Below are 14826 nucleotides of genomic sequence, written 5' to 3'. Positions count from 1 at the left end.
AGGGTGTCGTCCGAAGCCGCCGTTCGGTCCGGTCACGCCGGCGGGACGCCCTCTGCGTCGTCGGCGACCGACTCCCGCGAGTCGGGGGAAGCGGTCCGGCGCTCCCGGCGAGCGTCGAATTCCTCCTTCAGCACGAGGGCGAGCGCGCCCAGACCCAGCAGGAACACGGCGAGTTCGAGTACGCCGTCGACGACCGGGACCCAGCTGAACACCAGACCGACGAGCAGGCCCACGACGAGTGCGAGCCAGCGGTTGTCGCCACCCGCCTTCGCCACGAGCCACGAGCCGATGGCGAAGCGGCCGTAGATGACCGCCACCCAGGCGACCAGCGCGAACAGCAGCGCGCCGACGACCGTGAACGGGATGCCGATGATGGTCAGCGCGAGCAGCACGAGGGCGACCGGGACCGCGATGAGCGCCAGTAGACCGACACCACCGCTCTTGACGGGGTCGGTGATCGCCCGGGCAGCCACGCGCTCGGAGAACCGGGGCAGCACGAGCAGGAGCAGCGCACCGACCACGAGGTTCACGACGAAGCCGTAGACGGTGAACAGCCCCTCCAAAACGTCCTCGGCTACTCCGGAGAAGGCGCCATCGCCGGCGCCGATGGTGTCGTCGCGGACGACTTCGCCAGCGATGCTGGCACCCTCGGCTCGCTGGAGGTCGCCGTCGTAGCGGAGGTCACCGCCGATGACGGCCGTGTCGGCGACCCGGATGGTGTCCGCACCGAGTTCGACGTTTCCCGTCACCTCACCGGCGAGGGTCGCGTCGGCCGCACCCGCGGCGACGGACCCGCCGACGACGGAGCCTTCGCGCAGTTCGAGGGTGGCCACGCCGGCGTTCACGTTCCCCTCGACGCGACCGGCGATGGTGAGGCTGGCTGCCGCGACGTTCACGTCACCCGTGACGACGCCGGTCTCTTCGATGCGGACGTCGGCGGCGGCGGCGTTCAGGTCACCCTGGACGGTCCCGCGAATCACGACCGTCGCGCCGACGACGTCGAGTCCGTTCACCGTCTCGCCTTCCGCGACGACGTATGTGTTCGCGATGGCGGATTCGGCGGCGACCGTGCCGGGAATCGACGCGAGGACGAGCATGAGTGTGACGGCGAGCACTGCCGCTCGGCGTCCAGCGTGTGAACTGTTCATGCAAACTCTACGCTGGGCCGAGAGATAACCTATCCGCTGGCTGAGAGATAGCAGTCGTCGTGCGACAGACTCGCACGCCAGCGTCTCGGGGGCTTTATGACCGGACCGACCCTCCGTTCGTCCATGAGCGAGGCCGAGGAGACGGAGGCGCCGGCCGCCGGTCGCAACGAGGTCTGGATAGAGAAGTACCGCCCCGATTCGCTGGACGAGGTGGTGGGTCACGAGGACATCCTCGGACGGCTGAAGAGCTACATCCAGAAGGACGACCTGCCGCACCTCATGTTCGCAGGGCCGGCCGGCGTCGGGAAGACCGCCTCGGCCGTGAGCATCGCCAAGGAGATATACGGCGACGAGTGGCGCGAGAACTTCCTCGAGCTGAACGCCTCGGACCAGCGCGGCATCGACGTGGTCCGCGACCGTATCAAGAACTTCGCGCGGACCTCCTTCGGCGGCTACGACTACCGCATCATCTTCCTCGACGAGGCGGACGCGCTGACCTCGGACGCCCAGTCCGCACTGCGCCGGACGATGGAGCAGTTCTCGAACAACACGCGGTTCATCCTCTCGTGTAACTACTCCAGCCAGATCATCGACCCCATCCAGTCCCGGTGTGCGGTGTTCCGGTTCTCGCAGCTCGCGGACGAGGCCGTCGCCGAGCAGATACGGTACATCGCAGGAGAGGAGGGAATCGAGCTGACCGACGAGGGTGTCGACGCGCTCGTCTACGCGGCCGACGGCGACATGCGTAAGGCCATCAACGCGCTGCAGGCCGCCTCGGTTATGGGCGACGAGGTGGACGAAGAGACGGTCTACGCCATCACGTCGACCGCCCGTCCCGAGGAGGTCGAGGCGATGGTCACGGACGCCATCGCGGGGGACTTCATCGCGGCGCGTGCCAAACTCGACCACCTCCTGTCCGAGCGCGGCCTGGCCGGTGGCGACATCATCGACCAGCTCCACCGCTCCGCCTGGGAGTTCGACCTCCCCGAGAAGGCCGCCGTCCGCCTGATGGACCGCGTCGGTGAGGCCGACTTCCGCATCACGGAGGGGGCGAACGAGCGCGTCCAGCTCGAGGCCCTGTTGGCGTCGCTCGCGCTGCACGACTGAGTACCGAACCGCCGACGACGGGCGTTCTGCGCAATTCTCGTCCGGAACGCTCCTGCGTTGCGACCGTCGATGAACTCGACACGACAACGGCCGAGACTTTTATGCGTAGAAGCGTTCTCGTTTCCATCGGTTACTCAAATCGCATGGTCGACGACCCGACAGAGGTCCTCATCGCCGAGGACAACACGGAGCTTGCGAGCCTCTACGCGTGCTGGCTAGGCGAGCAGTGGCGGGTTCGGACCGTCACCGACGGCGGGTCCGCGATATCCGCTATCACGGAAGCGACCGATATCGTCGTCCTCGACCGGAACCTCCCGGGACTCTCGGGCGACGAGGTGCTCGAACAGCTCCGCGCCGACGGCTACAACTGTCAGGTCGTCATCGTCACGGCGGTCGAGCCGGGGTTCGACATCGTCGAGATGGGCTTCGACGACTACCTCATCAAACCGGTCCAGCAGGCGACGCTCAACCGCTGTCTCGAGCGACTCGCCCGGCGGAACGAGTACGACCGTGAGCTCCGAGAGTACTACGCGCTCGTCGCGAAGAAAGCCGTGCTCGAATCTCGCAAGTCCGCCGGTGAACTGGACGAGAGCGAGGAGTACGCCGACCTCGAAGTCGCGGTCGAACGGCAGTCGAATCGCGCCGACGCGCTGCTCGACGAACTGCTCGCAGAGACCGACGAGACGCACCTGTTCCACGGTCTGCTCGGGAACCACTCGAGCGCCGTCTCGTACTGATCAGGCGACGGGGTCGGCGTCGACCGCCTTCTGGCGCTCGGTGAACTCGAACCGGACACCGCCGGAGTCGCTCTCGGTGACATCGAACGTCCAGCCGTGGGCCTCGGCGATCTCCTGGACGATGGTGAGCCCGAATCCGGTTCCCTGTTCGCTCGTCGTGAAGCCGAACTCGAGGACCGCCTCTCGCTCCGCCTCCGGGATGCCGCACCCGTCGTCCTCGACGAAGAACCCGGACTCGAGCGGTCCGACCCGGATCGAGAGCGACCGCTCCTCGGGACAGTGCTCGACCGCCGTGTCGCCCGACCCGCCGGGTCTGTCCCGCGCTGGCGACCCCGACCCGTGTTCCACCGAGTTCCGGAACAGGTTCTCGAGCAGCTCCAGCAGCCGGGCCCGGTCGGCGGTCACGGTCGTGTCCTCCGTCACCGTCAGGGTCGCCGAACCGGTCTGGACGCTCGCCCAGGCGCGTTTCACGACGTCTTCGAGGCTGACCGGCTCGCACTCACCGACCACGTCGCCCTGCCGCGCCAGGGTGAGCAGGTCGTCGACGAGGGTGTTCATGCGCTCGTGTGCGAATCGAACCTCCTCGAAGTGGGCGGAGTCGTGCGTCTCCTCGGCGAGGTCGAGATAGCCCTGCGCGATGGAGAGCGGGTTCCGCAGGTCGTGACTCACGATGCTCGCGAAGGCGTCGAGCCGTTCGTTCTGCCGTTCGAGTTCGCGCTGACGCTGTTGCTGGTCCGTGATGTCGGTGTAGATGGCGTATCCCTGCCAGCTCCGTTCGCCCAGTGCGAAGGGGACGACGTGCAACAGGAAGTCACGGACACCCTCCGTGGTCAGGCGCTTCGTCGTGGCGATGTGGCTCTCGCCGGCGAGGAGTTTCTCGTTCAGCTCGGTCGCTTCGGCTTCGAAGCCCTCTGGAACGATGAACTCGTCGATGTCCCCGCCCCTGATCTCGTCCGCACTCCAGCCGAAGCAGCGCTCGAACTGTCCGTTCGCGTCGACGACGCGGAGCGAGCCATCGGAGTACGCGAAACAGACGACCGGGTCGGGGACGTTCTCGAACAGTGCCGCGAGCCGGTCGCGCTCGCGCCGCAGTTCGTCCTCGGCGCGGAGTCGCTCGACCGTCTCGGCGACGTGGGTCGCGAGCAGTTCGGCGAGTTCGCGGTCGCGGTCGTCGAACGCGCCGATCTCGGTCGACCCCGCCTGCAAGAGCCCGAAGTCACCGACAGGAACCGACAGGATGGAACGGTACGCCCCCGCAGGATCGACATCGGCGCGTTCGTGGATGTCCGCGACGACGATGGAACTCCCGGATTGGTAGGTCTCCCCGGCGATGCCCTGGTCGACAGGGATCCGCCCGTAGCCCGCTGACCGCATCTCGTCGGAGACGACCTGTGGCACGAAGAACCCGTCCTCTAGCACATCGATGCCGACGATGTCGAGGTCCAGTATCTCCTCGGCCGCCCGAACCGCGACGTCGTAGACGCCTCGCTCGGAGTCGCACGCGACCATCTTCGCGGCGACCTCGTGGAGTCGCTCTATCTTCGCGTGGCTCTCGACGAGTGCCGTTTCGGCGTCGGCTCGTCGTGTTCCGTCCCGGACGCGCCAGCGGATCTCGTCTCGAAGCCGCTCGATGGCGCTTTCGCCCCGGTCTCGGACGAACCCGTCCGCCTCGCAGGCGACGCTGGCGGGGTCGGCGTCGACGAACGCGATGGTCGGGGGACCACCGTTCGTGGAGGAGGCTACACCCCCGGTGTCCGCCGCTTCGTCGGCCACGACGAGACAGTCCGCGCCCGCGAGGGCCGTAGCGTCCAGGTCCCCGATATCGACCGACTCGGTGTCCATGGCGTCGCCCAGTGCAGCCGCTACCGCCCTCCGCCTGGCGGCACTGCTGGCGGTTACGACGACCCGGGGAGAGACTGTCATTTGTTCACCCATCGCGACCCCTTCGTGTGTCGTTACCGCAGGTGTACTATAAGGAGTGGTATAATGTTGCTGCCTTTCAGTTCAGTTCGCCAACCAGATTGCCGCGTTCAGGACCGTGGCGAACGAGACCCACAGCAGGTACGGGACGAGCAGCGCCGCCGCCGTCCGGTCGACGCGGTCGAACGCCCAGATGGTCGCGGCGACGAGCGGCCCGAGCACGAGGATGACGACGAGCGCCAGACCGGGGTTCTGCAGTCCGAAGAACGCCGGCGTCCAGGCTACGTTGACCGCCATCTGGGCGACGAAGAGGGCGACGGCTACCCTGACCGCCCTGTCGGACCAGCCGACGCGCCAGACGCGGTAGAGGGCGATACCCATCAGCGTGAACAGCAGGGTCCAGACCACGCCGAACAGCCAGCTCGGCGGGTAGAACCACGGCTTCTCCAGGCTGGCGAACCAGTCGCTTCCCGGGCCGCCGATGACGGCCGCGGCGCCACCGACCAGATTGACGAGGACGACGAAGCCGACGAGCGCGAGGAGTTCGTCCCGGTCGGGACGGTCGATACGAGCGAGCCAGCTACCGCGGTCGGTCGACATGATCGTAGGGAGGACCGCGACGGGGAAGAGGATTGGTTCGAACGTGTTGGGTGTCTGGACGGTCGCGACGGCGCCACCGAACCCTGAACTCCGCCGACGGGAGACTCCGTCAGGAAACCGGCAGAATGGCCACGTACCACGGTTGCGGAATTGTTTTACCGCCCGAAAGACCACAGTGGAACAAGAATGAGTCTAGAGGAGGAGTACCGCCTCGAGTATTTCGAGGAGGAAGACTTCGTGCGACGGGAGTGTGTGGACTGTGGCGCACACTTCTGGACGCGCGACCACGACCGGGAGACGTGTGGGGAGCCGCCCTGCGAGGACTACAGCTTCATCGACAACCCCGGGTTCGCGGAGGAGTTCTCACTGGAGGAGATGCGCGAGGCGTTCCTCTCCTTCTTCGAGGAGAACGGCCACTCCCGCATCGACCCGTATCCGGTAGCGGCGAACCGCTGGCGTGACGACGTCCTGCTGACGCAGGCGTCTATCTACGACTTCCAGCCGCTCGTCACCTCCGGGGAGACGCCGCCGCCGGCGAACCCGCTGTGCATCAGTCAGCCCTGCATCCGGATGCAGGACATCGACAACGTCGGCAAGACCGGCCGGCACACGATGGCCTTCGAGATGATGGCCCACCACGCGTTCAACGCCCGCGAGGAGGCCGAGGACAAGTACGCCTACGAGGGCGAGGTCTACTGGAAGGACGAGACGGTCCAGTACTGCGACGAGTTCTTCGAGTCCCTGGGTGCGGACCTCGACGAGATAATCTACATCGAAGACCCGTGGGTCGGCGGCGGCAACGCCGGACCGGCCATCGAGGTCATCTACCGCGGCGCCGAGCTCGCGACGCTCGTCTTCATGTCGATGAAACAGGACCCCGAAGGAGAGTACGAGCTCAAGGACGGCAACCGCTACTCGCCGATGGACACGTACATCGTCGACACCGGCTACGGGCTGGAGCGGTGGACGTGGATGTCGCAGGGGACACCGACCGTCTACGAGGCGGTCTATCCCGACATGATCGCGTTCCTCAAGGAGAACGCCGGCATCGAGCTCACCGAGGACGAGGAACAGCTCGTCCACCGGGCCGCCAAGCTGGCGGGCCACATGGACATCGACGAGGCGGAGGACATGGAGACCGCCCGCGGGACCATCGCGGAGAAGCTCGACGTCGATGTCGAGGAACTGACCGCGCTGATGGAGCCGCTCGAGGACATCTACGCCATCACCGACCACTGTCGGACGCTGGCGTACATGTTCGGCGACGGCATCGTCCCGTCGAACGTCTCGACGGGCTACCTCGCGCGGATGGTCCTCCGACGCACGAAGCGTCTCTGTGACACCGTCGGCGTCGACGCCCCGCTCGACGAACTGGTCGACATGCAGGCCAAGCGGCTGGAGTACAAGAACCGCGACACCATCCGCGAGATCGTCCGTAACGAGGTCGAGAAGTACCACGAGACGCTCGAGCGCGGCGGCCGGAAGGTCCGCCAGCTCGCCGAGGAGTACGCCCGCAAATCCGAGCCCATCCCGACGACGGAGCTCATCGAGCTGTACGACAGCCACGGCATCCAGCCGGACATGGTCGAGGAGATCGCGAACGAGGAGGGCGCCCGCGTCAACGTCCCCGACGACTTCTACTCGCTCGTCGCCGAGCGACACGACGGCGGCCAGGCGTTCGACGAGGAGGGCGATGACGAGGACGACCGTCTCGCGGACCTGCCCGAGACCGACCGCCTCTACTACGAGGACCAGCAGCGGACCGAGTTCGAGGCCGTCGTCCTCGACGTGTTCGAACGCGAAGACGGCTACGACGTCGTCCTCGACCAGACGATGTTCTACCCCGAAGGCGGTGGCCAGCCGTCCGACACGGGCTCGCTCAGCACCGACGACGTGACCGTCGAGGTCGAGCAGGTCCAGATACAGGACGGCGTCATCCTCCACCGGACGAACCGCGACCCCGGCAAGGGCGAGTTCGTCCGCGGCCAGCTCGACACCTACCGGCGCCGCCAGCTGATGCGCAACCACACCGCCACGCACGTCATCATCCACGCGGCGCGGCAGGTGCTCGGCGAGCACATCCGGCAGGCAGGTGCCCAGAAGGGCGTGGAGTCCTCCCGCATCGACCTCCACCACTTCGACCGCATCTCACGCGAGGACGTCAGGGAGATAGAGCGGTTCGCGAACGAGCTCGTCATGGAGAACTCCCCGGTCAAACAGGAGTGGCCCCACCGCCACGAGGCCGAGAAGGAACACGGCTTCGACCTGTACCAGGGCGGCATCCCGCCGGGCACGAACATCCGGCTCATCCACGTCGCCGAGGACGTCCAGGCCTGCGGTGGCACCCACGTCGCCCGGACCGGCGACATCGGCGCCATCAAGATTCAGAACACAGAGCGCGTCCAGGACGGGGTCGAACGCCTCACCTTCGCCGCCGGCACGGCCGCCATCGAGGCGACCCAGCGGACCGAGGACGCCCTGTACGAGGCCGCCGAGGTGCTCGACGTGACGCCGCAGGAGGTGCCCGACACGGCCGAGCGCTTCTTCGAGGAGTGGAAGGCCCGCGGCAAGACCATCGAGGACCTCAAGGAACAACTCGCCGAGGCCCGCGCCTCCGGTGGCGCAGACGCCGAAGAGGTCGAGGTCGGCGACACGCCCGCGGTCGTCCAGCGCATCGACGCCGACTCGGACGAGCTCCGTGCGATGGCCAACGCGCTGGTCGAGGAGGGAAAAATCGCCGTCATCGGCTCCGCCCTCGAAGGCGCGCAGTTCGTCGTCGCGGTCCCCGAGGGCTCCGACGTGAACGCCGGCGAAGTCGTCGCCCGGCTCGCCCAGAAGGTCGGCGGTGGCGGCGGCGGCCCGCCGGACTTCGCACAGGGCGGCGGCCCCGACGCCGACAAGCTCGACGAGGCGCTGGACGCCGCGCCCGACGTGCTTCGGACGGTGCTGAACGCCTGACGACGGGCGGTTCTTCTCTCCTTTCCGTCTTCCGACCTGCGTAGCGTCGCCACTGCGACTGGGTGAGTATACCAGAGACTCGGGAGACCCACGCCACGCTCGGGGCGTGAAAGTGTGCCGGGTCCGTCCAGCGTGGGCGGTGAAGCCCGTCCGCGGGGGAGGACCCGACCGAAATGATAGTGGCGTATCCCAGTTCCTACTCGGTCCCGGCCGAGCAGGACATCGGTCAGGAGGCAACGACTGATCCGATCTCGGGGTTCGTACCCCATAGACGACTGTGAGACCGACCACTGTAAACGTATCGGCTAAATAACCAGAGAATCCGTCCATTTCGCCTCGCGCCGGCGTTCAGGCCGGCCACGAACGAGAACCGGACGGGCGGGTCCCCGTCTCGGGTAGGTCGAGCACGTCGAGTGCGGCGGCGCGGACGTTCCCCACTGCCTCGGTCGGAGCGTAGACGCCGAGTCGCCACTGGACCGACTGGGCTGCCTGCAGGCCCTGGACGAGCGGCGACTCCTCGTGCAGCCGGCGGACCTCGCCGTTGACGACGATGCGGGTCGAGGACTCCGGCATCGAGGGGCGACCTGGAACGTCGACGAGGACGGCCTCGGGTGCGACGGCCGCGTCCTCGGCTATCTCGGCCTCCCACTCGCGCAACTGGTCGTGGTCGGCACCGACGACGTGGTCCGGAACGTCGTCGAGCTCGGCCCAGACGGCACGCTTGTACAGGTCGCGGGTGGCGAGCCTGGCGGCGGCGTCGGCCGTCTCGTCGTGTTCGCGGAGCGCGGCGAGCAGTTCGCCGTCGGTCATCCGGGCGAACTCGGTCGCCTCGACGGGCGTCTCGTTCAGCAGGCGTTCGCAGGTCTTCTCCAGCATGGCGCCCGCGATGCGGGAGACGTGGTGACGATAGACGGTCGCGTTCATCAGGGCGCGGGCGACCAGCATCGACTCGGCGGTCGCGAGGTTGCCCTCGGACAGGGCGAGGTGTCCGTCGATGAAGGTGAGGGCACGGAGGAGCCGCCCCTGATCGATGGTGCCGTACGGGACCCCGGAGTGGTGGGCGTCGCGGACGAGGTAGTCCATCCGGTCGACGTCGAGTTCGCCGGAGACGAGCTGGCCGAGTTCGCCCTGCCCGTCGATGAGGTCGGCGACGGCGTCGGTGTCGAGCCCGTAGGATTCGAGCACGTCGGCGAGTTCGCCGGTTCCGAGCAGGTCGTGGACCTCGTCGTGATGGCGGTCGAGTCGGCGCTCGATGACGCCCTCGGTCTGGTGGCCGTAGGGGCCGTGGCCCACGTCGTGAAGGACCGCGGCGGCCTGGACGGCCTCGGCGCGGGAACCGTCGACGTCGAGGTGGCGACACGCCCGGCGGGCGAGATGGTAGACCCCGAGCGAGTGCTCGAATCGGGTGTGGTTCGCAGAGGGGTAGACGAGCCGGACGGTCGAGAGCTGCTTGACGTGGCGCAGGCGCTGCATCGCCGCCGTGTCGAGCAGGTCGGCGACCACGCCGGAGACCTCGATGTAGTCGTGGACGCTGTCCTTGATGGCGTGCATAAGATGGAGTGTTTCCGCGGTGAACAAAAAGGAGTGTGAATGTCACGTCACCGACCAGCCGGCCCGCGGTCGGTCGTCTCCGTCGGTATCCTCTGGGTACTTGACAGACAGATGTAACGGACAGAACAATACACACGACCGCTTTCGTGATGGAACCAACCAGCAGCACTACAGTACCGCCGGTCGACTGTCGACGTATGCGCGAGATTCCACGTCGAACGTTCTGTTCGTTGCTGGCGGCATCGGCCGCGACCGCTCCGGGATGGTCGGCCGCGAAACGGGGTGGGGCCGCCGGTGGCCCCGTCCCGGACGGCGACGACGTCGTGGTCCGAACCCGGAACGAACTCGAAGCCGCGTTCCGCGACCTCTCCGCTGGCGACTCGATATTCATCACGGCGGAAGGTGCACCGTACCGGACCAGGGGATGGCTGGACATCGACGTGGAGAACGTCCGGGTGTACGGTCCGGAGATTCCGACGCTGGTCCAGCCGGCGAACGGCGCGAACGTCGGCGGGATACGCATCGGAAAGCACGCCCGCGTCCGCGACGTCCTCGTCCACGGCGTCGGCTATCACGGGAACCGTGACCGACAGTCGAGCGGCGCGGAACGGCTGCACGGTATCTCCGTCGTCGACGCCCAGAACGTGATACTCGACGGCTGCCAGGTCCGGAACACGGGTCCCCGAAGCCACGGGGACGGTGGAAGCGGCATCAGCGTCACGAGCCGCTGCTCGAACGTCCGAATCTCCCACAACCAGATCTCCGACTTCGGTGACCGCGGGGTGCAGGTCGCGGGAGCGAACCACGTGGTGTTCGGGAACGTAATCGCGGACGGACTCGACAGACCCGTCTCCGCCGACCTCTGGGACGAGGACAGTCGCGACTACACCGCGCTGACGGTGTCCGTCTTCGGCAACCTCCTCGGGGACAGTTACGAGGGGAGCCTGGTCGGCGCCGCCCAGCAGATCGGGTCCGGTGCGAACGACGGCTACCTCAGCGTCGTCGGCAACGTCGGGTTCGGCGCGCACAAGTCGTTCTGTCACATCCGGGGCCCGAACCGGTTCAAGAACGTCAGCATCCAGAACAACGTCGGCCACCAGGACGCGGACGGGCTCGAGACACCCCAGAAGACGTTCGCCGGCATCGCGATTGACCCTGACGGTGGTGACACCCTGTCGATACGTAACAACGAACTGTACGATTACAGCGGGCGAGGCATCGAGATCAACGGCGACATCCGCGACCTCTCGGTCCAACAGAACACCGTCTCGAGCGTCGGACTGGAGGGAATCCGACTCGTCGGCGCGAGTCGCGGACTCGTCGGGGACAACCAGATACACGAGACGGGCCTCGCCGGCATTCGGCTGTCGAGAACCCGCGAGACGAGCGTCACCGACAACTACGTCCAGCGGGCGGGAGCCCTCGGCATCCGTGTGGACGGCGGTGACGGGACCACGGGCAACGACGTCACGGGGAACTACGTCGTCGAGAACGGCTGGAACAGGGACCCGGTGCCGCCGGCCATCCGCGTCGAAGAACGGGGCGTCCGCGTCCGCGGGAACGCCATCCGGCAGAACGGGAGTCCGGCGGTCGTCGAGGACGCGAACAAAGACGCGGGCGCGAACCTCGTCGAGGCCAACTGGGCGGACGGCGAGCGTCCGTGGCGAATCGCCGGTCCAGAGACTCGTGTCAGGGGGAATACGCCAGCACACGACGTCCACCGCGGGCTATCCCCGGACGGTGATAGACAGGTCTCGCTCCGGTTCGACCGGCCGTACGCCGACCCGCCCCGGCTCACGTACGCCCGGGGAGGCAGTTCGATCCAGAGCGAATCGTACCAGCAAGACGGTGACGGGAACGTGGTCGGCGTGACCCTCGCTCTCGCCGGCGAGACAACCGTAGTCGACGTCTTCGTCGGCGGGCGGTGAGACCGGGACGAGGACCGAGAGTGAGGTCGAGACGAGGACCGGAACAGAGACGGAGAGCCAGGTTCCGTGCCTATTTCCGGTGGGGAACCGTCGATTCGCCCATGCCGACTGTCGACCGAGATGGAACGAGTCTGTACTACGAGACCGACGGCGAGGGCGAGACGGTCGCCTTCGTCCCGGACGCCGGCTGTGGCGCGTGGTTCTGGGGCTGGCAGCACGCCGCACTCGCGGGACCGTACGAGAGCCTCGTCTGGAACACGCGCGGAACGGGCCGGTCGGACCCGCCGAAGGGAGACATGTCGATGGCGACGTTCGTCAACGACCTCGACGCCGTGCTCTCGGACCACGGCGCGCGGACGGTCCACCTCGTCGGCTGCGGGCTCGGCGCGATGGTCGCACTGGCGTACGCGAGGAAACACGACCGGGTCCGAAGTCTCACGCTCGTCAGCGGGGCGGCGACGGGCGATTCCTACGACCCAGAGCCGTTCTTCGCGAGCCCGGACGACGAGGACGCCTGCCGCGAGACGCTCTCGTCGGTCCTCTCCGCGGCGTTCTGCGAGGACCATCCGGACGTGCTCGACGGCATCGCCAGCTGGCGGGCAGCCGAGGACGCCGACCGCGAGACGTGGGACCGGCAGGTCGCCGCACTCGACGGGTTCGACGCGGCTCCCCTGTACGAGGTGACGGTCCCGACGCTGGTCGTCTCGGGCGGTGCCGACGGGCTACTGGCGGAACGGAGCGCGAGGGAGCTCGCGGACGGTCTCCCGCGGGGTGAGCTCGTGGACTACCCGGACGCGGGGCACTGGGTACACGTCGAGCGGTCGCGGCCGCTCAACGATTCGATTACGGACTTCGTGGACGCAGCAGCAAAAGCGGAGACCTGAGCAGCGACGTTGGCACGGTCGCAGGCTGTGGGATGGGCGGTCAGGTCTGGCGGTTTGGGGTGGGGTGGGGTGGGGTGTCCGTCGGATTGACGGCAACTATAGCTATGGCAGGGGACGAGGAATCTCTGCGTCCTACACACGTTGGGTTGTGGGGCGGATGGGCGCGAGACGGACCCACACCGAGAGATGGGTTCGGTCGCTTCCCGTCGGGGCCCAGTGGCGACCGAGGGTGACTGGGGGGCGTCGGCGGTTTCGGCAACACTGGCCATAGCGTAACGTTCTTCCCGCAAAGTGACCGTTCTATACGTGATGAGTCGAGTTCGTATCGCACTGCTGGACGCCGCCCATGGCGACGAGAACACCCGCCGTAACTTCCGGCGGGAGCTCGACGCCGACCTGGTCGAGTTCAGCGCAACAGACGGTCACCTGCCGGAGCACTTCGAGTGGGACGGGGTCGTCGTCACGGGGTCACGCTCGTCCGTGTACTGGGACGAAGCATGGATTCAACCCACCAAGGAGTGGGTTCGAGAAGCCGCAGACCGCGGCATCCCCTGTCTGGGCGTCTGTTGGGGCCACCAGCTGCTGGCCGAGGCGCTCGGCGGCCGCGTTGCCGGCATGGGCGAGTACGAGATCGGCTACCGCGAGGTCGAACGAGTCGGGGACAACCCGCTGTTCGAGGGCGTCGACGACCGCTTCACCGTGTTCACGACGCACTCCGATTCGGTCGTCGAGCTTCCACCGGGAGCCGAGGAGACCGCGAAGAACGAGTACGGCAACCACGGCTTCCGCAAGGGCCACGTCTTCGGCGTGCAGTTCCACCCCGAATACGACACCGTCACCGCCGAAGCGGTGACCCTCGGCAAGGACGAACTGGACGACGCCCGCAAGCAAGCCGTCATCGACGGTATCACTGACGAGAACTACGCGAAAGCCTGCCACGCGAAGCAGCTGTTCGAGAACTTCACCTCCTACATCAAGCAGGTGAAGACCGAGGCCACCGCCACCGCCGAGACGACGGCGACGTCGGACTGACGTCTGCGTGAGTCCAGCGACGGTGTCCACCTCTCACGCTGGTTGTCGTTCGTGATATCCGACGGAAAGACCTTTTTTCTTCGTTACACTCTCTCAGGGTATGGCAGACTCTCATTCGTCCGGCTTCGGCAGCCTCCGTCGACCCGAGTACACCGGAGAGAACCGGTGCTGGCCATGCACGACGGTCAACACGATCATCGCGCTTGTACTGGCTGGCGTCGTCTGGGCCGGCCTGTCGGCCGCCGCAGGTACCGGCACAGCGAGCATCGGGGCGCTCGTCGTCCTCGCGCTGAGCGCCGCCGCCATCTGGCTCCGCGGCTACCTCGTCCCGGGGACGCCCGAACTGACGAAGCGGTACATGCCCGACTGGCTGCTCGCGTGGTTCGGCAAGGAACCGGAACACCCGATGCCGAAAGCGGGCGACGTCCGCGACGTGGACCCCGAGGAGTTCCTCTCGGAAGCGGGTGCTATCGAACCCTGCGAGGACGTCGACGACCTCTGTCTCGCCCCCGACTTCGCCGAGCGGTGGGACGAGGTGCTGAAAGAGACCGACCGCGAGGTCGACCCGGACGAGGTGCGGACCGTCTTCGGCCTCGACCCCGGCGAGTACGACGTCCAGTACTACGACCAGGCGGTCCTCCTCGAGCGTAACGGCCACCGGGTCGGTGAGTGGCCGTCACGGACCGCGCTTCGGGTCGACGTCGCCGGTGCCTACGTCCTCGCAGAGACGGCTCCGGAACAGTGGGCCGACCTCGACCCCGTCGCCCGTGGTGCAGTCCTGAACGGACTCCGGGTCTTCCTCGACGAGTGTCCCGAGGGTGGCCGCGTCGAGTTCCAGGAGGAGACCGTCGAGTCGTGCTGTAACTCCTACGACGTGGTCGCCCTCGTCTGCGCGGAGAGTGGCGAGCGCGTGCTCGAACAGCGCGTGAACTGACCGCCGACTACCTTCGTTCTCCTCGGC

11 protein-coding genes are annotated in these 14826 nt (G+C 67.1%); 7 read left to right on the top strand and 4 right to left on the bottom strand.

Translation table 11 applies throughout. The features are described 5' to 3' along the window. Positions 1-32: 32 nt before the first annotated feature. On the bottom strand, positions 33-1148 hold the full coding sequence (locus ACSC1Y_RS09180; RefSeq protein WP_435334531.1) for a bactofilin family protein: 1116 nt from the start codon (positions 1146-1148) through the stop codon (positions 33-35). Between the two features lie 123 nt (positions 1149-1271). Here ACSC1Y_RS09180 and ACSC1Y_RS09175 point away from each other — a divergent pair, with 123 nt between their 5' ends. Beyond that, positions 1272-2255, top strand: a complete 984-nt coding sequence (locus ACSC1Y_RS09175) for a replication factor C small subunit (protein ID WP_435334530.1) — start codon at positions 1272-1274, stop codon at positions 2253-2255. 143 nt (positions 2256-2398) lie between these two features. Continuing rightward, the gene (locus ACSC1Y_RS09170; protein ID WP_435334529.1) at positions 2399-2992 is read left to right on the top strand and encodes a HalX domain-containing protein; all 594 of its coding nucleotides are present in this window, start codon (positions 2399-2401) and stop codon (positions 2990-2992) included. Here the strand turns inward: ACSC1Y_RS09170 and ACSC1Y_RS09165 are convergent, their stop codons facing one another. Both ACSC1Y_RS09165 and ACSC1Y_RS09160 read right to left on the bottom strand, forming a co-directional pair. Further along, positions 2993-4915, bottom strand: a complete 1923-nt coding sequence (locus ACSC1Y_RS09165; protein ID WP_435334528.1) for an ATP-binding protein — start codon at positions 4913-4915, stop codon at positions 2993-2995. An 81-nt stretch (positions 4916-4996) separates the two neighbouring features. Beyond that, positions 4997-5512, bottom strand: coding sequence for a TspO/MBR family protein (locus ACSC1Y_RS09160; protein WP_435334527.1), 516 nt, complete (start codon positions 5510-5512; stop codon positions 4997-4999). A 186-nt stretch (positions 5513-5698) separates the two neighbouring features. On the opposite strand from ACSC1Y_RS09160, the gene alaS reads away from it, so the two are divergent. Then, positions 5699-8470 (top strand): alanine--tRNA ligase, encoded by a 2772-nt coding sequence (gene alaS, locus ACSC1Y_RS09155; RefSeq protein ID WP_435334526.1) that lies wholly within the window; start codon positions 5699-5701, stop codon positions 8468-8470. A gap of 348 nt (positions 8471-8818) precedes the next feature. Here alaS and ACSC1Y_RS09150 read toward each other — a convergent pair whose 3' ends face one another. Beyond that, positions 8819-10021 carry an HD domain-containing protein gene (locus ACSC1Y_RS09150; protein ID WP_435334525.1) on the bottom strand — a complete coding sequence of 401 codons (1203 nt, stop codon included), beginning with the start codon at positions 10019-10021 and terminating at the stop codon, positions 8819-8821. A 197-nt stretch (positions 10022-10218) separates the two neighbouring features. Between ACSC1Y_RS09150 and ACSC1Y_RS09145 the strand changes: the two genes are divergently transcribed. From ACSC1Y_RS09145 to ACSC1Y_RS09130, 4 genes are all read left to right on the top strand, one after another. After that, on the top strand, positions 10219-11949 hold the full coding sequence (locus ACSC1Y_RS09145) for a right-handed parallel beta-helix repeat-containing protein (protein ID WP_435334524.1): 1731 nt from the start codon (positions 10219-10221) through the stop codon (positions 11947-11949). A 101-nt stretch (positions 11950-12050) separates the two neighbouring features. After that, positions 12051-12833 carry an alpha/beta fold hydrolase gene (locus ACSC1Y_RS09140; protein WP_435334523.1) on the top strand — a complete coding sequence of 261 codons (783 nt, stop codon included), beginning with the start codon at positions 12051-12053 and terminating at the stop codon, positions 12831-12833. A 309-nt stretch (positions 12834-13142) separates the two neighbouring features. Next, on the top strand, positions 13143-13865 hold the full coding sequence (locus ACSC1Y_RS09135) for a type 1 glutamine amidotransferase (RefSeq protein ID WP_435334522.1): 723 nt from the start codon (positions 13143-13145) through the stop codon (positions 13863-13865). A 100-nt stretch (positions 13866-13965) separates the two neighbouring features. Then, entirely contained in the window at positions 13966-14799 is an 834-nt protein-coding gene (locus ACSC1Y_RS09130) for a DUF8054 domain-containing protein (RefSeq protein ID WP_435334521.1), read from the top strand. Positions 14800-14826 lie beyond the last annotated feature (27 nt).

The sequence above is a fragment of the Haloarchaeobius lipolyticus genome, assembly GCF_051208015.1.
GTDB lineage: Archaea > Halobacteriota > Halobacteria > Halobacteriales > Natrialbaceae > Haloarchaeobius.
The sequence above is the reverse complement of the archived record's forward strand: the minus strand, read 5'-3'. Positions and strand labels throughout refer to the sequence as shown.

Bases quoted from the DNA above. Each gene is read 5' to 3' on its own strand.
- ACSC1Y_RS09130 (WP_435334521.1), top strand. From the start codon at position 13,966: ATGGCAGACTCTCATTCGTCCGGCTTCGGCAGCCTCCGTCGACCCGAG.
- ACSC1Y_RS09180 (WP_435334531.1), bottom strand. From the start codon at position 1,148: ATGAACAGTTCACACGCTGGACGCCGAGCGGCAGTGCTCGCCGTCACA.
- ACSC1Y_RS09135 (WP_435334522.1), top strand. From the start codon at position 13,143: ATGAGTCGAGTTCGTATCGCACTGCTGGACGCCGCCCATGGCGACGAG.
- ACSC1Y_RS09170 (WP_435334529.1), top strand. From the start codon at position 2,399: ATGGTCGACGACCCGACAGAGGTCCTCATCGCCGAGGACAACACGGAG.
- ACSC1Y_RS09160 (WP_435334527.1), bottom strand. From the start codon at position 5,512: ATGTCGACCGACCGCGGTAGCTGGCTCGCTCGTATCGACCGTCCCGAC.
- alaS (WP_435334526.1), top strand. From the start codon at position 5,699: ATGAGTCTAGAGGAGGAGTACCGCCTCGAGTATTTCGAGGAGGAAGAC.
- ACSC1Y_RS09150 (WP_435334525.1), bottom strand. From the start codon at position 10,021: ATGCACGCCATCAAGGACAGCGTCCACGACTACATCGAGGTCTCCGGC.
- ACSC1Y_RS09145 (WP_435334524.1), top strand. From the start codon at position 10,219: ATGCGCGAGATTCCACGTCGAACGTTCTGTTCGTTGCTGGCGGCATCG.
- ACSC1Y_RS09175 (WP_435334530.1), top strand. From the start codon at position 1,272: ATGAGCGAGGCCGAGGAGACGGAGGCGCCGGCCGCCGGTCGCAACGAG.
- ACSC1Y_RS09165 (WP_435334528.1), bottom strand. From the start codon at position 4,915: ATGACAGTCTCTCCCCGGGTCGTCGTAACCGCCAGCAGTGCCGCCAGG.
- ACSC1Y_RS09140 (WP_435334523.1), top strand. From the start codon at position 12,051: ATGCCGACTGTCGACCGAGATGGAACGAGTCTGTACTACGAGACCGAC.